Annotated in this window: 12 protein-coding genes and 3 pseudogenes; 4 read left to right on the top strand and 11 right to left on the bottom strand. The window is 60.4% G+C overall.

Annotation, left to right across the window (positions count from 1 at the left end; translation table 11 throughout):
* Positions 1-28: 28 nt before the first annotated feature.
* The 4 genes and pseudogenes from ACK59X_RS21305 to ACK59X_RS21290 form a co-directional block, all read right to left on the bottom strand.
* Positions 29-640 carry a TonB-dependent receptor domain-containing protein gene (locus ACK59X_RS21305; RefSeq protein ID WP_409960393.1) on the bottom strand — a complete coding sequence of 204 codons (612 nt, stop codon included), beginning with the start codon at positions 638-640 and terminating at the stop codon, positions 29-31.
* A 22-nt stretch (positions 641-662) separates the two neighbouring features.
* A pseudogene (locus tag ACK59X_RS21300) lies at positions 663-956 on the bottom strand (leucine zipper domain-containing protein); the annotation flags it as partial.
* A 98-nt stretch (positions 957-1054) separates the two neighbouring features.
* The gene (locus tag ACK59X_RS21295; protein WP_409960377.1) at positions 1055-3190 is read right to left on the bottom strand and encodes an ATP-binding protein; all 2136 of its coding nucleotides are present in this window, start codon (positions 3188-3190) and stop codon (positions 1055-1057) included.
* 274 nt (positions 3191-3464) lie between these two features.
* Positions 3465-5627: an ATP-binding protein gene (locus tag ACK59X_RS21290; RefSeq protein WP_409960376.1), complete on the bottom strand. Its 2163-nt coding sequence runs from the start codon at positions 5625-5627 to the stop codon at positions 3465-3467.
* 536 nt (positions 5628-6163) lie between these two features.
* Between ACK59X_RS21290 and ACK59X_RS21285 the strand changes: the two genes are divergently transcribed.
* Positions 6164-8887 carry a PAS domain S-box protein gene (locus tag ACK59X_RS21285; protein ID WP_409960375.1) on the top strand — a complete coding sequence of 908 codons (2724 nt, stop codon included), beginning with the start codon at positions 6164-6166 and terminating at the stop codon, positions 8885-8887.
* Positions 8888-9054: 167 nt separating this feature from the next.
* Here the strand turns inward: ACK59X_RS21285 and ACK59X_RS21280 are convergent, their stop codons facing one another.
* Positions 9055-9516 (bottom strand): hypothetical protein, encoded by a 462-nt coding sequence (locus ACK59X_RS21280; protein ID WP_409960374.1) that lies wholly within the window; start codon positions 9514-9516, stop codon positions 9055-9057.
* Between the two features lie 82 nt (positions 9517-9598).
* On the opposite strand from ACK59X_RS21280, the gene ACK59X_RS21275 reads away from it, so the two are divergent.
* Complete coding sequence (locus ACK59X_RS21275; RefSeq protein ID WP_409960373.1) at positions 9599-10087, top strand: GAF domain-containing protein; 489 nt, start codon at positions 9599-9601, stop codon at positions 10085-10087.
* Between the two features lie 6 nt (positions 10088-10093).
* Here the strand turns inward: ACK59X_RS21275 and ACK59X_RS21270 are convergent, their stop codons facing one another.
* Entirely contained in the window at positions 10094-10480 is a 387-nt protein-coding gene (locus ACK59X_RS21270; RefSeq protein ID WP_409960372.1) for a response regulator, read from the bottom strand.
* Positions 10481-11148: 668 nt separating this feature from the next.
* Between ACK59X_RS21270 and ACK59X_RS21265 the strand changes: the two are divergent.
* Positions 11149-11286, top strand: a pseudogene (locus ACK59X_RS21265) (transposase); the annotation flags it as partial.
* A gap of 129 nt (positions 11287-11415) precedes the next feature.
* Here ACK59X_RS21265 and ACK59X_RS21260 read toward each other — a convergent pair.
* Both ACK59X_RS21260 and istA read right to left on the bottom strand, forming a co-directional pair.
* Positions 11416-12028 (bottom strand): annotated as a pseudogene (locus tag ACK59X_RS21260) (ATP-binding protein).
* Positions 12018-13544 carry an IS21 family transposase gene (istA, locus tag ACK59X_RS21255; RefSeq protein WP_409960371.1) on the bottom strand — a complete coding sequence of 509 codons (1527 nt, stop codon included), beginning with the start codon at positions 13542-13544 and terminating at the stop codon, positions 12018-12020. Before istA ends, ACK59X_RS21260 begins: the two are co-directional and overlap by 11 nt.
* A gap of 620 nt (positions 13545-14164) precedes the next feature.
* On the opposite strand from istA, the gene ACK59X_RS21250 reads away from it, so the two are divergent.
* A complete protein-coding gene (locus ACK59X_RS21250) occupies positions 14165-16369 on the top strand; it encodes an ATP-binding protein (protein ID WP_409960370.1) in 2205 nt (734 codons plus the stop codon).
* Positions 16370-16953: 584 nt separating this feature from the next.
* Here ACK59X_RS21250 and ACK59X_RS21245 read toward each other — a convergent pair.
* From ACK59X_RS21245 to ACK59X_RS21235, 3 genes are all read right to left on the bottom strand, one after another.
* Positions 16954-17661 (bottom strand): hypothetical protein, encoded by a 708-nt coding sequence (locus tag ACK59X_RS21245; protein WP_409960369.1) that lies wholly within the window; start codon positions 17659-17661, stop codon positions 16954-16956.
* Positions 17662-17860: 199 nt separating this feature from the next.
* Positions 17861-20878 (bottom strand): PAS domain S-box protein, encoded by a 3018-nt coding sequence (locus ACK59X_RS21240; protein WP_409960368.1) that lies wholly within the window; start codon positions 20876-20878, stop codon positions 17861-17863.
* A 165-nt stretch (positions 20879-21043) separates the two neighbouring features.
* A complete protein-coding gene (locus tag ACK59X_RS21235; RefSeq protein ID WP_409960392.1) occupies positions 21044-21727 on the bottom strand; it encodes a GntR family transcriptional regulator in 684 nt (227 codons plus the stop codon).
* Positions 21728-21917: the final 190 nt, after the last annotated feature.

The raw sequence follows: 21917 nt of genomic DNA, 5'->3' as shown, positions 1-21917 counted from the left end.
ACTTGCCGCCGATCACCTGCCATGTGCATCAATCGAACGCCACCGTGGCCGAGAACTTGACCGTGCGCGGCGCGCCCAGGGCCAGCGAACCCGCCGTCACCGACGACCAGTAGCGGCGGTCTGCCAGGTTCTCGACGTTCAGCGTGAAGGTGGTCTGCGCGCCGTTGAGTTGGGTCTTGAACTGGGCTCCCGCGTCAAAGCGCGTCCAGGCCGGGATCTCGCGCACGTTGGCCAGGTCCACGTACTGCTTGCCGAAGTGGATGGCGCCGGCCGACAGCGACAGCCCGGGCACGGCGGCGATGCGCCAGTCGGCATACAGCGGCAGGGTGATGCGCGGCACGCCGGCGGGGCGCTTGCCTGCCTGTGCAGCATTGCCGTTGTTGACCACCTTGGCCTGTAGCAGCAGCAGGCCGCACGACAGGCTCAGGCCCGGCAGCACGGGGCCGCCCACGCCAAGCTCCAGGCCCTTGTTGCGCTGCTGGCCGGCCTGCACATAGGTGGGCAGGGCGCCGGCCGCCGTGGCCGGCTGCGTGAACTCCAGCCCCTTGGTGATGTCGAACAGCGCGGCCGTCAGCAGGGCGCCATTGGCCAGCTCGTGCTTGTAGCCGAGCTCGACCTGGCGGCTTTCCACCGGTGGCATCTGCTGGCCGGCATTGGTGGTAGACACCCACGTTGCGTGCAATGCGCGCCTGCAGCATGCGCCGCTTGCGCAACGCCAGGATCAGCAAGGCCGTGGATGGGTCGATGGCACGGGGTGAGCTGGCGGGCCTGGAGGATGCATCGGCCAGGGCAGCCTCACCTCCTGCCAGATAGCGGCCAAGCCACTTCCTGGCCGTTGGCGGGGTGACGCCTTGTACAGCAGCGGCTTGCACCGCGCTGAGGCCCTGCAGTGTCATCTGCTGGACCATCTCCAGGCGACGGGCAAACGTAAGTCGGGCATGCTTATGGGTGTTCATTCGGTTGGGTGTCCCGAGTTGATTGGGTGTTTGGCGACTTCCAGTCTCTCAAACCCAATCCGGATGAACACCGGATACAACCTATTGAATCCTCACAACTAGTCGCGCGCGGCGGCCTTGGCGATCGCGGCGTGCAGCATGTGCGGCGTGCACGGCTTCGGCAGGACTTCGAATCCCAAGGTCCTCAGATGGTCAAGTTGTTCCGCGTAGCCGGTCATCAGCAACAAGCGCTGCCAGGGCCAGGCATGCCGGATGTGCCGGGCCAACCCCACCCCGTCCAGCTCGCCGGGCATCACGACATCGGACAGCACTAGGTCGGGGCGCTCGCCGCGTTCCAGCAGCGTCTTCGCCTTGTCGGCCCGATCGACATGCGTCACTTGGCACCCCAGGGTTTCAAGGATGGGGACGAGCGATGCCGCGACCTCTTCATTGTCTTCGACAAGCAGCAGGGACATGGCGAGCGCGGAGAGTGGCGGTGCGGAGGTGGGAGCGACGGGGGCCGACGAGGTGGAACAGGGCAGGATCAGCCGAACGCAGGTCCCCGCGCCTACCTCGCTTACGATTTCCGCTCTCCCGTGCAGGCGCTGGCACATCCCGTAGACCTGGCTCAGCCCCAGGCCAGTGCCTTCGCCCACCGCCTTGGTGGTGAAGAAGGGTTCGAACACCTTGGCCAGCACATCGGGCGCGATACCGGTCCCGCTGTCCCTGACTTCGATCACCACCATTGCCGGACCGCCCGTTTCGGTCTCGCTTGCTGTCGCGGGTCGGGCGTGAATCGAGAGCGATCCCCCTTTGGGCATGGCATCGCGTGCGTTGATCGCCAGATTCAGAAGCGCCAGCTCCAATTCCGCAAGATCCAGCGTCACCGCAGGGGTGGCGGGATGTACGCGGACCTCCAACTGCACGTGGCTTCCCAGCGCAGGGGTGATCAAATCCGTAATGGAGGGGAGTTTGTCCTGCAGGGCAACTTGCTCCGCGATCAATGGCTGGCGCCGCGAGAACGCCAGCAACTGGCGGGTCAGATTGGTGGCGGATTTGACGGCCCGCGTGATGGACTCGATCTGCTTGGTGCCGACGTCGGGGACGGAGCGCTTGAGTAGGTGCACGTTGTTGCTGATCACCATGAGTGCGTTGTTGAAGTCGTGCGCCACGCCGCCGGTCAGGCGACCCAGGGCTTCAAGCTTCTGGGCCTGGAGCAGCGCTTCCTCGGCGCGTCGACGCGTCTCGATCTCCTTCTTCAGGCTTTCCGAGGACTCCAGGGCCAGGCGTGCATTGCGCAACGCGATCGTGGCCGCGGCGAACAGGGCCGCGACCGGTAGGGCGCCCATGGCGAACACGGCAGCCAGACCGCGTAGCACGACATTGCGCATGGCGGTCAGGCTCACGCCCGTGTCGACATACAGGGGATAGCGGCCGATCTTGCGAACGGCCATGTAGCTGTCCTCGTTGGTGAGTGACGAATACCCTCGCAACTGCGCGAAATCCTCGCCCTGGCGAACCCGCTGGATGACCGGGTCGTCGGCTGCCAGTTTGTCCGCCGTCCCGTCCATCGGCCACCGGGCGTAGATGTCGCCGCTCTCGTGGAACAGGCTGACCGCCAGGCCGGGTTCGTCCGCCACCAGGTCGCTGTAGAACGCATCGAAATAGGACGTCAGCAGCGTCACGTTGATGACACCGCCGAACTGGCCTGCGTCGTCGTTGAAAGGAAGGCTCAGGTTCAAGATCCTTTCCTTCGACGTGCGCGTGACCGTGGGCTTGGAAAGATAGGCGTCCTTGAGACCTTGTCGATGGACCGTGAAATATTCTCCGTCGGAAAAGTCGCGCACCGGGAACGGAAACAGTCGGCTGCTGACCAACGTATTGCCCTCGGCATCCAGAATCAGGATCGATTGGATCTGGGGCTGATCGATGGTCCTGGCGCGCAGCGCTTCGTGCAGTGCCAGCGCATCCTGCCGAAGCGTCTGCGCGCTGCGCCCGTTGACCAGGAGCAACACCTTGTCCTGAAGAGCCTCGGATGCCGCCATGACCTTGCTTGCGTGCTCGTGCGCGACGCGCAGCGAACGACTGGCGCGGGCGGACGCATCCTCTCTCGAGGAGAGGTACTGGACTGCGCCGACGACCAAATAGATGAAGAGCGGGACGCAGATGCTCAGGACGGCCAGCAACCGTAGCCAGCGGACTGATTCGGCCGCTCGATACGGAGCGGAGCCGGCGTCTTTTGAGCCTTGCCACATCGAAAGTCTTTGGTGTTTGGAACGTTGGTCGCGCGTGCGCGTGGTGGATAGCCCCGAGTATGGTGGAAATTTCTAGACAGGGCTTTCCCTGGGCCGCATGGCCTCCAATCGAACCTCGCATCCGAGGGTGCCGAGCGGCGTGGCGCCGCACGATGCCGATCACCGCCGCCGTCCGTCATGATCGTGGTTCCGCAGGAGGTTCGCTCAATCCGAGTGGTTCCTGTCGGTGCACTGCAACGATCGCGGGTTGGCGACACGAGTCGGCCTTGTGGACCTAGAGGCGACGATTGCACAAAAGCAATTCACCGATGGTCGTGAGCACCAGACTCGGATCCAAGGGCTTGGTCAGGTGCTGGTCGAACCCGGCCGCGAGTGATCGGGACCGGTCCTCCGACCTGGCAAATGCCGTCATGGCGATGGTCGGAATTCGCACGCTCTTCTCAATGCAGCGACGCCGGAGCCACCGCATCAATTCATACCCGTCGATGCCGGGCATTCCAATGTCGGAACAGATGAGGTCGGGCAGTCGACTGTCCAAAAAATTCATCGCTGCATAGGCATCCGCGACGCAAACCACCTCCGCCTGGGTATCCAGGAGCAGCCTCTCGAGCAATTCCCGGCTTTCCTCGTCGTCATCGACCACCAGGATGAGCTGCCCCGACAGGTCTAGCTCATGTGCGTCATGGGAGGCGGTTGGAACGCTGGGCTGGAATTCACCCTCGTGCACGGGAAAGCTCAAGCTGAAGGTGGCCCCCGAGCCTTCGCCGGCACTTTCCGCGGTTACCTTCCCACCGTGCAGCTCGACCAGATGCTGGACGATGGACAGACCCAAGCCCAGGCCTCCGAACTTGCGGGTGATGGAGCCGTCGGCTTGTCTAAATCGCTCGAACAGGTGGGGAAGAAACTCCTTTTTGATGCCGACGCCGGTGTCCGACACGGAAACCACCACGTCCTTTCCAATCTGTCGCAGATGGACCGTGATCGACCCCCCCTGCGGCGTGAACTTGACCGCGTTCGTGAAAAGGTTCCACACCACCTGTTGGAGCCGGCTCGGGTCGCCCAGCACCGCCGGTACGGGTTCAATATGCGCATTGAGCACCAGGCCTGCACTTTGCGCATGGGCGATGATGAGATCGTGCGCGCCCTGCACCACCTGGGCGAGGTCAAGCCGCTCTTTCTCCAGGCGCAGCTTGCCCGACGCAATTCTGCTCATGTCCAGCAGGTCGTTGATGAGCTTGGTCTGGGCCTGCGTGCTCCGTTCGATGACATCCACCCCCCTGCGCAACTCGGCCTGCTCTGCTCCGAGCTTCCGTCGCATGATGTGGATCCAGCCGGTAATCGCGCTCAGCGGCGTCCGCAGTTCGTGGGAGAGCGTCGCCAGAAAGCTGTCCTTGACCGAGTTTGCCCGTTCGGCGTCTTTGCGTGCTGCCCGTTCGCTGTCGAGCAGCAGAATCTTGTCGTGCTCTGCCCTGACCCGCTCAAGCGATTCCCAGCAGCGGTCTACCACCGTCTTCACCAGCTCGATTTCCTCGCTCGTCCAGACGCGAGGGACTGACTGGTGCACGGCCATGGCGGCCACAAACCTGCTGTTCTTGTGCAGCGGCACGCAAATGACCGCCTGGATCGCCGTCAGCCGATAGGCGGAAAGGTCTGAGCCGCTGGTGATCGGATGGCTGTCCACGTCCGGATTGACGTACGGCTCGTTGGCGATCATCAACTCGCTGACGGCCGCACCAAAGTCGGTGAACTTGTACTGACCGACGATGCTGTCCACGCCATCGTTGTAGTCGCCGATCAGGTCAAAGGTGTTCTGGTCATCCAGGACGTGTGCATAGGCGCACCGGTTCACGCCAAGATATTGGCCCAGCATGCGCGACGTCGTCACCATGACCTCCGCCGGCGCGCTGATGTTTCGCGTCGCCTGCGCCAATTCATCCAGAAAGCGGAAGCGCCGCTCGCTGGCCACCTTTTGCGTGGTCTCCGCAAAGGTCACCAGCACGCCGGCAATGCGGCCCGCATCATCCCGCACCGGGCTGTACGAGAAACTGAAATAGCAGTCTTCGGGATATCCGTACCGCTGAATCGTCAGCTTATAGTCCTCGAAGCCAATCGCATTGCCTGCAAGCACTTCGTCCCACATCGGACCGATGGTGGACCAGATCTCGCTCCATGTGAGCTTGGCCGAGGTGCCGAGGGCGCCGTTGTGCTTGTCGCCAAGGATCGGACGATAGGCGTCGTTGTAGAACTGGGAGAGCTGCGGGCCCCAAGCGAGGTACATAGGCAGCTTGCATTCCAGCAGAAGCACCACAGCGTTTCTGAGGCTCGCAGGCCACGAAGCTGGCGGACCCAAGGGATGAGTCGCCCACTCGTAAGTGGCGATCGCCTGCGCCATCTCGCCGGTCAGCGCGCAGGGAGGAAAGTCGTGCTCTTGCTGCATGATCAGGAGGATATTGATGCAGCCTAGGCAGGACTCGCCGCAGGGACAGCATTTTTTGACTACACGACACTGTACGCCAACCCCGCGCGCACCGATCTTGATGCTCTTTTCGCATGAGGTTCTTGGCGCGCCATTGCTGCTGGAAGGCGGCGCTTGCGTCAGCAGAGGGGTCGTATCCCTGTAGTTCGGACTGATTCCTATGCGTGGGGACGTCTAATTCGCAGCAAAGGCTACCCAAGAGGGTCATCTCGATATGCCTGGCGAGATTTGTCGCAGGCGGATTCCATGCGGCGCGAGCTGGCCTCGTCTTCTCAGGCGGCCTGATGGGTCCATTCGGCGTGGTTGGCCACCCGCCTAGAATGACATGGCTGGATACTTCCCGCGCCCGGCGGGGGCGCATCCGGTGGGACAAGATGCCCCTCCTCCCAGCGATGGGGGTGGCGCATAGAGAATCATAAAAAAGCAGTCTGAACACTTACTCGGTGGCCACCCTATCTATACCCCTGTCCTGGCTTCGCTCAAGCCTGCGCACCCGCATGGCCGTCACCGTCACCGCATTGGTGGTCGGCACCACGGTGGCTGTCGTCTCGACTTCGCTGTACTTCGTGCGCGCCAGCATGAAGGCCTCCATAGCGGAGGAACAGTTCGCGCGCATAACTGCTATCGCCAACGCGATGGACCAGAAGTTCATCAGTCGTCGGGTCCTGCTAAAAAGCTTCGCCGATGGATTGGCTGCTCATAGCCCCTCTGACGACGCGGCGCTCCAGGCTTTCGTGGCGCGGCACGACTCGCTCACGGCCTTCTTCGACAACTTTTCGATGGTGGATATGCGAGGGGAGCTCACGGCCAACTTCAATGGCACCGCCACCATTGGCCGCCTGAACCTCGCGGACCGGGACTATTTCAAGGATACGGTTCGCACGGGCAAGGGCGTGATTTCGCAGCCGCTGCGCAACCGGGCCAATGGGCTGCCGCAGGTGATCATGACAGAGCCGGTGTTTGACGCGGCGGGTCGCATGGCGAGCATCATCACGGCCCAGATCAACCTGAACGAGCCCAACTTTCTGGGAGAGCTCGCGGACGTCAGGTTCGGCAAGACTGGCTACATGTTCATCACGAACACCGATGGAATCGTGATCTCCAGTCCACGCAAGTCGCGCATCCTCAAGCACACCGACGCAGAGGGTGGAACGAACCCGGTGACGGCACGGTCGCTGGCGGGTTTCGAAGGCACTGCGGAAGGCATGAACCGGGTGGGTGTCTACGGCTTGTACGCGTTCAAGCAGCTTCGGCAGACGAACTGGATCATGGGCGCGATCTACCCTCGCGACGAGGCCTTCGCGCAGATCGAGACCATCGAGCGGGTCGTCTGGATCGGGCTCGCCTTGCTCTCCTCGCTCGTGGGATTGACGAGCTTCCTTTTGACCCAGCGGCAACTGCGTCCATTGGCAAGGCTTCATCGGCACATGCTCGCCAGCGTCGGCAACGCGACGTACCAGCCCATGGTGGAGCCCACCTCCACCGATGAAATCGGGGATTTGCGGCGCACCTTCGAGAGCTTGATGGAACAGCGCGTCGCGGCGGAGCGCCGCCTGGCTGCTCACGGCGACCACTTGCGCGCCATCCTGGCGCACGCAGGCGACGCCTTCATCAGTCTGGACGCGCAGGGCAGGATCACCGAGTGGAACCATCAGGCCGAGCTCATCTTCGGCTGGAAGCGTGAGGAAGTGCTTGGCGAGAGCGTCACCGAGCTCATCGCTCCGCCGGAGATGCGCGAGAGACACGAGCAGGGCATGCGTGTCTTTCAAGAAACGGGCAAGGGTGCCTTGGTGGACGCTCGTACGGAATTCGAGGCGGTACACCGCGACGGCCGCGTGTTTCCCATCGAGATATCGGTGGGCGCCTTGCCAGCGGGTGACCAATTCGTGGCCAACGCCTTCATCCGGGATATCAGCGAACGGAGAGCCGTGGCGGAGCGCATCGCGGCTGGCGAGCGGTTCGTGCGTGGCATCGCCGACAACGTTCCGGCGCTCGTGTCCTATATCGACCGCGAGCAGCGGTACACGTTCGCCAACGCCCACATCATGCGCCGCCATCCTGGAGAGTCCCTGATCGGACGCACCATCAGGGATGTGCGTGGTCCCAGCGTGTATGCCGTCATCGAGCCATGGGTTCGACGGGCGCTCGCGGGGGAGGCGGTGACCTTCCTCAACCCTGGTTCGGAGACAGTCGGCACGGCCGAACTCGTCTACGAGGTCAGCTACATCCCGGACCGGGGCGCGGATGGCGCCGTGAATGGCTTTTACTCGCTGAGCATCGACATCACCGAGCGCAAGCAAGCGGAAGAGGCATTGCTGGCGAGCGAACAGCGGTTTCGTAGCGTCACCGACAACATGCCGGCGCTCGTTTCCTACCTGGACACGCAGGAGCGTTTCACGTTCGCCAATGCCGCGTTCAAGGACTGGTTCGGTACCGACCCCGCGGAAATGATCGGAAAAACCCTTCGCGAAGTGGTCGGCGACGAGGTCCACGCACCGCGCGCGCCCATGTTGGCCCGTGCATTCGCGGGCGAGCGGGTCGAGTTCGATACGCACCGCATGGTCGATGGCCTCGCCAGAGACGTACACAGTATCTATGTGCCGGATATCGCGGTCGACGGCCGATGTAAGGGCGTCTTCGCCTTAAGCTTGAATATCACATCGCTCAAGAACATCGAGCGCGAACTCGCTGCACAGGCGCGCATGGACACCCTCACGGGACTTCCCAATCGCCTGGCGCTCAATGAGGCGCTGCCGAAGTCCATTGCTCGAGCCAAACGCAACGGCTGCGCATTGGCGCTCATGTTCCTTGACATCGACCACTTCAAGTCGATCAACGACTCGCTAGGTCACGCGGTGGGAGACGCCGTGCTTGTCGAGTTCGCCCGCCGATTGCGTGATGGCGTGCGGCTGACCGACACGGTCGCGCGCCTGGCGGGCGACGAGTTCGTCGTGCTGCTTGAAAGCCCGATGGACCAGGACGCGGCCGCCCAGGTGGCGAGCAAGATCGTGGGCCTGGTGGGCGGGACGGCATTCGATATCGGGGAGGCGCGCACCCACGTCACGACCAGCGTCGGGGTTGTGTTTCACGGACCTTCGGATCCATTCGGGCCCGGCCTGGGAGAACTGCTCATGCAGCGAGCGGACTTGGCGCTGTATCGCGCCAAGGCGGCGGGCAGAAATGGGTTCGCACTCGTGGGAAGCAACGATAGCGACGCTTGAGTTGGAGACAAGGATGGCTGGAAGCAATTCTTCCAAATTTTGCGAGTGGTGCGCGACCCGTTGGTTTCCATCACTCGCCATATGGCGAGCACTGCCGCTCAGCGCTGGGCTATAGGAACACTAGATGCTGCTCAGGCAGCCGTGGGGACTATTGGTAGAACGGCTGCTCATTCGCGATTCCTCAATTTTTGGTCGCACTGTGCAACAAAGGCGTCGAACTTGGCGAAATCCAAAGGCTTGGAGAATGCGTAGTCGAAGCCTGGGAAGTCACGCATTTCATCAGGCGACAGGTCTCCTCGTACCGCGACAGTAATGCACTCTCTGTGCGGGTAGTGGGTCTGCACAAGTGCCTTGAGGTGGAACGCCAGATCCGAATCTGAGAAGTCGTACAGATCCTCATCAATCAACACGATGGAGGCAGGTCGCTCCTTCATCAGCGCAATGGCTTCAGTACCGCTGGATGCCGCTCTCACGTCTCTGCAGTTGAGCGAGAAAAGCTCCTGCAGAGTCACCAGCGTATCGTGAAAATCGTCCACCACAATCAGGCTACAAGTCACAAGACCCCCTTGCGTGATAGCTGTGTCGCATTCGGTCGCGTCAGATAGCCCGGTTGTCGAGAGCGATTTCATAGCTGCTGCAGTGTAGTCCTAATCATCTGGGACAATGGACTTGAGCCCGCTTCCCTTCCCATCCTTTCAGCATTGAAACCCCATGCCTTCATCTCCCTCCTCCAGTGCAACCTTTGCAGACTTTGTACTGACGGCAAAGAGTCGTTCGGTACGCGATGCATTGGCAAAACTGCTGTACCTGACGGATTTCCGGTTCATCGGCATTTGGCGATTTCAGGATGGCAAGGCCAACGCCGCAGTGCACTTTGATCGGGAAGACCCATCCGCAATAAGCGCAGTGGAGGTGTCACAGAACGCCACATATTGCTGCTACGTGCGCGAGAGCGGCGAGCCCTTCAAGACCCCCCATGCGCTGGTGGACGAGCGCCTGAACGCCCATCCTGCCAAGTCTGCGGTCGCCTCCTATGTGGGTGTTCCGATCATGGACTCGAATGGGGCCATTGTGGGCACCTTGTGCCACTACGACCTGGTGCCTCGTGACGTTGCCCAAGTGGACACCAAACTGATGCTGCTGGTGGCCAGCTACCTCACGCTGAACGATCTGGTGCCGCCCTATCCAACGGCGAAGTAGACGGGCTCAATGCGGACCTCTACTGCTTGGCTCGGCACAGTACGCAAGAAAGCTTTCCAGCTCACGCGACTTATCGAACAGCGCTGCGGCGCCCAGCGCCTTGCACCGCTCCCGAATGTCCTGCGTGGCATAGTTTGTCAGCACAACGACCGGCACGGTGATGTGATGGGCTGCGACTTGGCGCAGTACGCCCAATCCTGACCCCTCTGCGAGGAACAGGTCGAGGATGATGAAGTCGGCCTGGATGGCAAATCGGGTCAGCCAGTCCACCGCTTCATTTTCGCCTTCCGCAGTCCCGATCACTTTCACGTCCGCCATTTCGGAAAGGGTGGGAATGAGGTTGCTGCGGATGGTCGGGTTGTCTTCGATTAAGTAGGCGTGCCGAATCGGCATAAGGGCTCCTATCGGCGGCAGAAGTACATGCCATGAGCTTGCAACACATCACCTCCGCAATTTGTAAGACCTTGCCGACAAGCTATCCGCGCTATGCAGTGGTGCGTGTGGAGACGCTGGACCGACAAACTCCCCATTCAACACTTTCAGCACAGAGGAGCTCTCAGGGAAGATCGCGGATGTGGTGGACGCTGGTGAGTGCCCCCAACGGACATGCCTCACTTGCCGCGCTGATGAAGATTCGGGAAGCCTTCTCCGTAGGTACCTGGGCTGAGGTTTCACCTGGGCAGGTGGGGTACAAGAGCTGCCGATCAGGCCACGCCAGGCCTGCAGTAGGGACTGCCCCAGCGCCGCGCCATGATTGCATCCACTCGCTCCCGAACAGTCATTATCTTTTTGGGGCGCTCGTTACGAGCCCGTTTTTTTACCTGGCTAGTTGCGGTAAACCTTTGCCAGTCGAATGCAGTGATGATCTCGGAGTTAGGGCTTTGCATGAGGCTGATCATCACGACGCGCCGCCAAGCCATCTGTGAGAGAGGGGCTACGAAAAGAGGACCGCATTGCTATGCTCTTTGTAGTCCGCCGCTTTAAAACGGCTATAAAAACCATGTCATCGTTCAATGCCTGATCGGCGCTCAAAACACACGGGTCGAAACGAGAACGAAGAAATCAGCGCAGCGCTCATCAAGAAGATCGAACCGCTGCTACCAGTATTCACGCCTTCCGCCAGAGGCGGTCGGCCTAGACTGAGCGACGAGCAGGCTCTCAATGGCATCTTCTTTGTGCTGCGCACTGGTATCGCCTGGTGTTATTCCCGCGCAAACCTGACCCACCATTTCCATTGAATACTGACCCACCCTTGTGCATGAACTTCGTGCTCACGTTGTGGATAAGCCCTTGGTGGTTGTCTCCTTCTTTTTCGGTGTTGGTTTTTGCTAGGCCGAGCTGTTCTTGAACCGGTAGCTGTCGTTGCCGGTCTCCAGAATATGGCAGTGATGGGTGAGCCGGTCTGCTGAACGGCAGGTAGCCCAGCTCATCGAGGATCACCAGATCCACATGTGACAGGCGCTGGGCGATCTGCCCTGTCTTGCCCTGTGTCTTCTCCTCTTCCAGGGTGTTCACCAGTTCGACAGTCGAGAAGAACCTCACCCGCCGGTGGTGGTGCTCGATGGCCTGCACCCCCAGGGCCGTGGCGATGTGGGTCTTGCCTGTGCCGGGCCCGCCCACCAGCACCACGTTGTGAGCCTCGCCCAGGAACTCGCAGCGGTGCAGCTGGCGCACCAGGGCTTCGTCCACTTCGCTGTGGTTGAAGTCGAACCCCGCCAGATCCCGGTACGCAGGGAACCTGGCCACCTTGAGCTGGTAGGCCAGCGAGCGCACCTCCCGCTCGGCGGTCTCTGCCTTGAGCAGTTGGGCCAGGATGGGCTGTGCCGCCTCGAAGGCTGGCGCCCCTTGTTCGGCCAGCTCGTTGACGGCCTTGGCCATGCCGTGCATCTTGAGTTCACGCAGCATGATGACGACAGAGGCGACGGCGGGGTCATGACGCATGGCGTACCTCCCTCAGTCGGTCGTAGCGCAGCACGTCGGCCTGGGGTTCCACCGACAGCTTGAGCGCCTGGGGTGCGCTGACGGGTGCCGGCGCGGGTTTGTTGTCGATGAGCCGGTGCAGGATATTCAGGATGTGGGTCTTGCTGGGGGCCCCGGCTTCCAGGGCCAGTTCCACTGCTGAGAGCACCACCTGCTCATCGTGGTGCAGCACCAGTGCCAAGACCTCCACCATCTCTCGGTCGCCGCCCGGCTGCTTGAGCAACGCTGACTGCAGGCGCTTGAAGGCCGCCGGCAGCTCCAGGAAGGGGGCACCGTTGCGCAGGGCCCCAGGCTTGCGCTGCAGCACGGCCAAGTAGTGGTGCCAGTCGTAGACGGTTTGCCCCGCGCTGTGGTGGTTGCGCTCGATCAGGCGCTGGTGCTCGCAGACGATGCGCCCCTCCGCGGCGACCACCAGGCGGTCGGCGTAGACCCGCAGGCTCACGGGCCGGTTGGCGAACGATGCCGGCACGCTGTAGCGGTTGCGCTCGAAGTGGATCAGGCAAGTGGGCGAGACCCGCTTGGTGTGCTCCACGAACCCGTCGAAGGGCCGGGGCACAGGCATCAAGGAAGCCCGTTCCTGGGCCCACACGTCACCGACAGTGCCTGGCAGTGCCCCGTGCTCGATCTCGTGCCACAGGGCCTTACAGCGCTCCTGCAGCCAGGCATTGAGGCCCGCCAGGTCGGTGAAGGCGGGCACCGATTGCCAGAGCCGGTGGCGGGCGTCGCGCACGTTCTTCTCAACCTGGCCCTTCTCCCAGCCGGACGCCGGGTTGCAGAACTCGGCCTCGAACAGGAAGTGGCTGACCATGGCGGCGAAGCGCACGTTGACGTCGCGCTCCTTGCCTCTGCGCACCCGGTCCACGGCGGTGCGCATGTTGTCGTAGATGCCCCGCCTGGGCACCCCGCCGAGCACAACGAAGGCATGGTTGTGCGCATCGAACAGCATCTCGTGCGTCTGCAGGGGATAGGCACGCAGGTAGAACGCGCGGCTGTGGCTGAGCTTGAAGTGGGCCACCTGCAGCTTGGTGCGCACGCCTGCAAGCACCGCCCAGTCCTCGCTCCAGTCGAACTGAAACGCCTCCCCCGGGCCGAAGGTCAACGGTACGAAGGTGCCCCGGCCTGTGGTCTGCAGGGCCTCCTGGCGCTGCTGGTGCCAGGCCCGTGCAAAGGCCGCCACACGGTTGTAGGACCCCGGATAGCCCAGGGCCTGCAGATCGGCGTGCAGTTGCTTGACGGTACGCCGCTGCTTGCGCGAGCGGCCCGCTTCGACCTTGAGCCACGCAGTCAGCTTGGGCGCGAAGGGGTCGAGCTTGCTGGGGCTGGCCCGTTTGGAATAGCGCGGCTCGTCGGCTTCGGCGCGCAGGTGTTTACGGATGGTGTTGCGCGAGAGGCCGGTGCGCCGGGCGATCTCGCGGATGGACATCTGCTCTCGCAGGGCCCAGCGCCTGATGACACTCAGTGTTGCCACGTCTATCACTCCTGGTCTCCTGCTGCACAAGAAAGCAGCAGGCTAGGGTTAGTACGTGGGTCAGATTTAAATGGAAACCCTGGCGGTCAGTGGGTCAGTTCCTGACGTAAATCAACACTGTACAGCTAACGTAGCGACGCACCTACCTTGTTATTTGCGACTGACACCCCTGTGAACTTCATTGCTTCATGGCTGCGCAGTACGCGTCTGGCCATCGCCCTCTTGATGGGTGTCGCTGGCATCGCCTCGGCGCGCTCTCCCCATCCCATCTTTTAGGGAGACTCCCTCCGCGTCCCGCACCCGACGAGCTCAGAATTGCAGCCTGGCGCCGATCTTGAAAGTGCGCGGTACGCCGGGTGCAATGACATGGGTGCCGCCGATCGCGGATGCCTAGGTGGCATAGGCCTTGTAGCTAACGTTCGTCACGGCGGCATAGACCTCGTAACAGCTTGCGATCTTGTCGGTCACGCTCAGGTCCACCGTGGCCTCGAGAGCGGGCCAAAGTAGTGCTGGTGGTGGACGGCTATTGGCTTCCTTGCGGCGGTTGTTCCGCCGGGGTTATAGTCCGACTCTTTGCCCGCAGCACATCTGCCGGCTCCATCTATTACTGCCGATACGGGCACCAAGCCATGCGTTTTAAGAGCCAGCTTTTCGCTCTAGTGCTATCGGTGTTGCTGCCCGCCATTCTTGCTGCGATGGTTGCCATCTGGTACGTCTACCATGAAGAGCAAGCATCGCAGGAAACCGGGCTTAAAGAAGCAGCTCGCACGTTCTCGCAGTTGGTGGACAGTGAGTTGCGATCACGGCAAAAGATTCTGGCTACCATCGCCAATGCACCACCATTAGCCGCCGGTGACCTCTCTTTGTTCTACGAGTTCGCCAAAAAAACCGCACCCACTCCAGATACTGCAATCATCCTGGTTGATCCAACCGGCAGACAGATCCTGAACACCCGCCGCCCCCTTGGCTCCGACCTTCCGACCAAGAGAAATGCGGGCATTGCAGAACTGATGCATCGCGATGCGGGGGCATCACCCCTGGTTTCGGACCTTTTCTACGCCCCGGTTGGTATGCGCTTCGACTTCATCGTCCAGGTACCGATTTTTGACAAGGGCGAGATTCGCTACTTCCTTGTCATGGGCGTTGATGTTGCCGCGATCCAGGCGTTAATCTCTCAGCAGAAGCTTCCCGCAGACTGGCTTGCTGCGGTAGTCGATCGCAAAGGCGTTGTGGTTGCACGCTCACGCGACCCTGAAACCTTTGTCGGTAAGACCTCCAATGAGAAGGTTCGTACCCTGTTTGCCACAACACAACAAGGCGTTACCCGCTCGGTTACTCTAGACGGTATTGAAGTAAAAACGTTTTATCACCGGGTCGCTGCTTCGGATTGGACAGTCGTCCTCAGCATTCCCGAGGCAGAGTTGCGCCGTTCGGCCCTACGCGGCGTCATGCTTTTTGGCTTTGCTGCATTGCTATTGCTTGGGCTGTCCCTGTTGATAGCTCGCGTCATCGGTTCCCGAGTAATTGCAAAGATGCGCCGGCTCGAGCTTGCAGCCGAGTCGCTTGGGAAGGGCGAAGAGGTTCAATACACCAAACACGGGGTTGTGGAGATCGATGCGGTTGGAATGCGCATCAACGACGCCAGCCAGCGGCTTATGACCAGCCAGCGTGAGCTTGAACTGCGTGTCGCACAAGCCGTTGCTGACACTGAGCGAGTCCAGAGGGCGCTTTTGCAAAGCCAGAAGATGGAAGCTTTGGGAAGACTGACAGGCGGAATAGCCCACGAATTCAACAATCTTCTGCAAACGCTGGCCACCTCATTGCTGCTTGCAAAGCGCACAAACGATTCGGAGCGCATCCACACGCTGCTCGAGACATGCACGAAAGCGCTCAAACGCGCAAAAGCTCTCACAGGCCAGCTCAGCTCGTTTGGCCGCATTCAGGACGCCCGTATGGAAACGGTCAGCCTTCACAAGCTCATTGCGGAGTTCCAGCCGCTGGTGGAAAACGTGCTTCCTGCAAGCATTCGGCTTCAAATCGAGCTTCCCTCGCAAGACTGGCATGTCACGATCGATCCTACGCAATTCGAACTCGCATTTCTGAACCTGGTCATCAATGCCAAGGATGCGATGTCCTCGGGCGGGGACATTCGCCTGGTTGTCGCAAACGAGACCGGCGTTGCGCCTGCACAGGGTTTGCCCGATGATGACTACATTCGGGTAAGCATTATCGATTCGGGCAGGGGTATGAGTGCCGAGGTGATGGCCAAGGCACTGGACCCATTTTTCACCACCAAAAAAGTAGGCGAGGGCACCGGGCTTGGTCTACCGCAGGCCTTTGGCTTTGCTCAGCAGTCCGGCGGGACACTTCTGTTGCACAGTCGGGAGGGCCACGGTACACAGGTGGACATCCTGCTTCCCAAAGCCGTTGGCGTGGTGGCTGCTGCAAAAACGAGTGATCCCGCAGAAGCGGCCGAATCCTCCACATCTGGCGGCACAATCCTTTTTGTCGAGGACGATGCGCTGGTCAGAGAAAGCGTTGCGCCGGCGTTGGAAGAAGGTGGCTTCTTTGTGATCATGACAGAGAGCGCAGATACGGCTCTGGCTTGTTTGGAAGCAGGCACCAAGGTCGATTTTTTGTTCTCTGACATCGTGATGCCGGGAAACCTCAACGGAATTGATCTCGCCCGCGCGGTGCTGGCGCGTTTCCCTCACACCAAAATCATTCTGGCAACAGGCTACTCGGAAAACAGGGTATCTATTCCGGGCGTGCAAGTGCTCGCAAAGCCGTACGACATTGCTGACGTTCTGCGATTGTTGAAGACGCTAGGGTAGCTGACAATATGCGAGCCCTACATTCCAGCTCAACCGAGCTTACTACTGACAGTTGGCGCCGCCCACGCAAGCCGCTATGCGGCCGACCGGGGCGCTGAAATGAAACCTGCGATTGAAGGCAGAACGATCGCGTGCCGTGCTTGAAATGCTAAGCTGGATCGCCACCGCCACCGACTTGAAGAGCTACGTTTCCATTCGCGTGAAGAGCCATCGCACCATCGCGCTGAACGGTCAGGAAAACTTTGCAAGTAACTACTGCACGTTCCACAGGCTGTTGGAGTCATCGAGGCCAGCGCTGGCGTGTAGGGCATCGTTTCAGTGAACTTTGGATTGGATTTTCTTTCGCCCCGGGCCTGTCCGGGGCCACCTTCCATCTCACCGAACGGTCGGCGGTAGACACCATGGCGTCCGTGAGGTGCTCTTTGCATGGTGGCTCGCCCTCAATCAGACAGCCTATTTTCGCATCGAAGAGGATGACCAGCGCAATGCCGTCTCGTCCGACCTTTCATTCTGGTAGCGGCACCTGTGAGCCAGCGCACCGTGGGCCATGAGATCTGCTTTCTCCAGTTGCCTCCGGCCGAAGCCTAGGTCATCAACTCAGGAGAATAGGTGTGCAGGTCGTCGATGAGTAAAAGCACATCCCCAGGGGCAAGGCATGCCGGATCGAAACCAAACCATTGCCTTCCGTGGCTCTCTGGAGTGAGTGTGATTTCGCGCCAGGTCGCAGAAACGAAGCCCTTGCGCGTGATTTGAAAACAGTCGTTGTGTCCAATGGCATTGCGCACCGCATCGGCAAACTGCCAGATGTCTGGCCACAGAGCCTTTGTCTCGCCGTAGTGCGCTTTCAATTTGGACAAGCGCGATTCAAAGAATCTGAGGAACAGTGAGCCCATCATCTGGCAGACCACCCGCTCAAAAGCAGGGTTCGTCAATGAGTGCTTGCGCCCGTAACTCACGCGCAACTCTTCCTGAACGGCAACTTTGATGGAAGCCAACGTGAGAGTGCCCCAACCACTTCCTTCCCAGTGCTCTGGCTCTACCTGCCTGGCGACGAGCTCATTGGGCCAAGGATCCTGGTCAATCGACACCTCGGTCATGAGGGTGGCCACCGGAAAGAAATAGTTCATCAGGTTGCCGGGGAAGTCAACGACGCTGAAGGTCTTGAGTTCGCGCGCCTTGTATGAGCTCAGCGCAGTATGCAGGGAAGCTGACGCGATAAGCAGGCCCACCAAGTCGTCATAATGCGCATGGACGTCCCGCCTGTACCCAATGGCTTTTGATGTTGCGGCCATCCCAACCCTCCCGTCTTTGTGCTGAAAGCACTATGTACCACATTGGCCCTGCGACGGTCACTTCACGAATGGGGCACGTATTGGAAGCAAGTTACGTCGCCATAGCCTGCTGCGTGAGGGGGCGACGTGCGGCATCTTTGTGGGCAGAGCCAGACCTTTCGCATCGAATCAGATGGAATGCTGGCAGCTTTGAGCGGTTTTAACGCCGCCTATTTCCCTTTTCTGCGTACAGAGCCGCGTCCGCCTGCTCCAGCATCTGCTCCCACGCCTGCATGGGTGAGCCAAATGCGACCCCCGCACTTGCGCCAATTGTTACCGTGCCAGTGCCCAGGTGAAATGGCAACGCCGCCGCTTCAGACACCTTGCGCGATAGCGCGACCGCCGGCGCTTCGTCAGGCAGTCCTGCCAAAACGATGACGAATTCGTCGCCTCCTAGCCGGGCCACGGCATCCGTGGGCCGAACGAGCCCACGCAGTCGTTGTGCGAACTGGCGCAGCACCTCATCACCTGCCGCATGCCCATAGGTATCGTTCACGGGTTTGAAGTAGTCCAAATCGACATAGATCACGCCGATGGCTTCTCCCCCCGCCTTGCGGCAATTGAGATATGTGTTGAGACCCGAGCGGTTCAGCAGGCCGGTGAGGACGTCGCGCTCGGAGAGATCGAGCAGCCGCTCGGCTTCGAGTTTGTGCAGGGTGATGTCCTGCGCGACCATGACAAGACCATCTACCGTGCCATCCTCCAGCCTAAGCGGGATGTAAGAGATCGAGACATGGCGCGGCTGGCCTTCGCGGGGTATAGTTTTCTCATACTGGACCGTCTCTCCTGCAAAGGCCCGGTTCGCAATGGGAAGACTGTGTTGAAATTGCTCAGCACCAATCACCTCCTCCACTGTCCTCCCGACAATTCTTTCACGCGTGCACTGCTGCCATGCCTCGAATTGGCGGTTGGCCAGGCGATAACGAAAATCAGTTCCGACAACCGCAACGACTGCCGGAATCGTCTCGACCACCGAAATGAGCGTTGCGGTTTGCCGAGCCAACTCCTTGCGCGACTGCACGGCCCGGGAGATGTCTCGCATTACCGCCGAAAAGCGTGCAATGCGCCCTTGCCCATCGCGGTGTCCGATAACCATATGGCTGACCGGCACCACCTCGCCCTTGTCCACGACCACCGTGGTCTCTCCCGTCCAGGCACCTTCGCGTTTTATTGCGGGAAGGATTTCGATGTCGAACAGCATGTTGGTGTGTTCGGTGTTGAACTCTGCAAAATTGCGTCCCTTCACTGGCGCATCGAGAGCCAGGCCTACTCGCGAGCGAGCGGCCGGGTTCATGTACTGAATTTCTCCCGTCTTGTCGGTCTGGACCACCATATCCGGCGTGATCTCAAGAATGTCGGTAAGGTCACGCAACCTGCGTTCGGTCTGTTTGAGTTCGGTGATGTCGCTACCGGTGGTGTACACGCCTTTTATCGAGCCATCCGCGGAGTACGCAGGCACCATCTGGCTTTCGATGAGTCGAGTTTGATCCCCGACCACCTCTTCAAAAACGAACCTTTGCGGCGTTCCCAAAAGTGCCTCGGACAACCTCTCCTCTATTGCAGCGTCCCGATTGCGCTTGAGCTCGACCCTGCTGCGACCCAGGATTTGATCGCGCGGTACGCCGAATCGCTGTACATGTGCATCATTGACGAATTGGTACCGACCCTCGCTGTCGAGATATGCAATTCGAACCGGGAGGTTGTCCGTAATCTCCCGAACGAACTGCTCGCTCTCTCTGAGCTGCGCCTCCAACACTTTCCGGTCTGAGATGTCTTGCAGCGCGCCGCTCATGGACGCCGGGCGGCCATCTTCTCCGTTACGCACTTCACCGACAATGCGCACCTGCACAAGGCGACCGTCGGCACTGTTCAAAGGCAATTCCAAGTCGAAAGGTATACCCGTGTCGCTGGATGCCACCACTGCCGCAGTCAGTGCAGATTGAGCTTCTTGCGTGAAGAATTCAGTCGCGGTGTCGATCGTGGGCTCGAAATCATCGTCCACGCCGTGAATGCGCCTGACTTGCTCTGACCAGTAGATCTTGCCGGTGTGGAAATTAACCTCCCATCCCCCTACACCCGCCAGGCTTCCTGTCTTGAGGAGAAAGTCCTGGCTTTCGCGAAGAGCACGCTCAGCCCGCTTTTGCGCCGTGATGTCCCTGCCCACCGAATGCAAAAATCGAACGCCATCATCGTCCTCCTGAACGCTGTTAGTCCAAGCCACCCACATTTCACCGCCGCCGTGGGCGACCATCGGGTTTTCACCATGCGCTGGCTCGCCAGTCTCTATAACGCGTGTGAGCATTGAGCGGACTTCCTCGACATGGCCCGGCCCAACGTGGTCGAAGAGGCTGCAGCCGAGAAGCTCCTGAGGGCGCCGGCCGAGGTGGCGTCCATAGGCAGGGTTGACGCAGACCAAGGTACCGTCCGCAAGGGCGAGAGAGACCAGTTCGGACTGCTCCTCGACAATTTGCCGATGGCGCTTTTCGCTGGCGGCAAGGTCTTTCTCGTACCGTGTGCGCGCGGCCAGCAGCAAGCCGGTTTGCAATGCGGCGAGAAGGACTGCTATGCCCAGTGCTCCTGCTGCAGCGACCACGGACGACTGGCGCGTCTCGCCCGTCTTCTTGATCTCCGCTGCAACTTTTTCCCGCTCGGTCCGGATTTTGTCAGCCACGCTACGCAACTCCTCCCTGGCGCGGCGTTGGGTCGATAGGCTGAGTTCGCTTTGTATCAGTTCCACTGCCTTGTCGGGTTGGCCTGCCTGATACAAGGCGATGCTCTGGGCGAGCTCGAAGAATTTTGAGTTGATGGCCCGCTTCGCGGATGCCGCTTTCATGGCAATGCCAGTGTCAAAGTCCGCGATGCGATCAAGCTCTGGCAGCAACTCGGGCAGATTGGAGACCGCTTCCTGGTACGACGCAAGGTAGTCAGGCTTTCCGGTAAGAACGTACGCCCGCTGCGTTGATTCCGCCTCATCCAAAATGGCCAGAATGCTCAAAGCCTTGCGAAGCTGACCTCCCAGGTCAGCCTGGAGCCGGAGTTCCTCGTCCGCAGCCCGTGTTTGCCGCTGCAGGGAATAAATGGATGCCGCCAGAGCCACGAGCGTGACGGCAAGGGCCACCGCAGTGATGTACAGCATCCGCTGTTGGCGCCTGCGACGTTGTATGTTCTTCGGGTTCATTTTCGCGACCGTTTCCCTGCGAGCTTAGGGCTTTGCAGGTCAGGAGCGGAGCGTACTTCACCTTAGTGCCGTAGCGCTTACAGGTGTGAGCCGGAACCCCCTGCATTTAGGTCAACGATACACTCTCTACGGCGACGTTCTTCCCCAACGGCTCACTCGTCGCGCTTATCTTGCTCCGCACCTGCAGCATTGCGCGTAAACCACTCCAAAAAGTCGATGAGCGCGCCTGATCGACCCTCGGCAGAGGGCACGTCTGCTACTGCGATAGCTCTCAAAATGTTGGCATGAAATGTGGCTGCGCGCGATGCTATGGGGCACCGCTGCAACGTGGGCGATCCAAAACCTTCGTGACAGCCTAAAGAACAGATCCATCGTCTGCTGGAGTGGCTGGTTGTGCGCGGCTCGGGCTTTCAGGTGTTGTATGTCGCGGTTTACCTCGAGAAACCCTTTCAAATTCTCGCTAGCAGAGGCTTCTTCGATCCGCTGCGCGTAAGCAAGCATCTGCCGTCGCTCCTGCGTGCTGGCCTTTTCGCAACACCGCCGAGCAAGCAGGATCTCCAGAGGTCTTCTGACGTCCAGTAATCGCAGCTGCTTGGACGCGTCGATGGGTGTCACCAGCACTCCGATGTTGCGCCGAGGCTCAACCAGTTCTTCCCTCGCTAGCTGGGCAATGGCTTCCCTCACAGGAGTAGGTCCTAAACCCACGAACGCGGCAAGTTCAACCTCCGAAAAAATTTGACCAGGCGGCGGTTCCAGAGTCACCAAAGCTTCCCTGAGGTGTCGGTAGGCGAGTTCCGTCTGAGTTGGTGCTTTGTCGAGCGACTCTCTCGCACCCCGATGGTGAGATATTCGTCACGGTACCCTCGGTTCAGTCCCGTCAATTTCCAAATATCTCCACTGAATCGCCCCGGGTTTCGAGGAGGCCAGTTGGTTTAAGTCAGACGGTCGCGGTCTGACCAGCGCGTTGACGATGGTAATTGGCCTCGAACTCCGCAGGCGGGACGTGGCCCAGCGGCCCCATCAGCCGGTGGTGGTTGAA

The organism is Acidovorax sp. (genome assembly GCF_046339755.1).
Taxonomy (GTDB): Bacteria; Pseudomonadota; Gammaproteobacteria; order Burkholderiales; family Burkholderiaceae_C; genus Acidovorax.
This window is presented reverse-complemented; position numbering and strand designations above follow the sequence as displayed.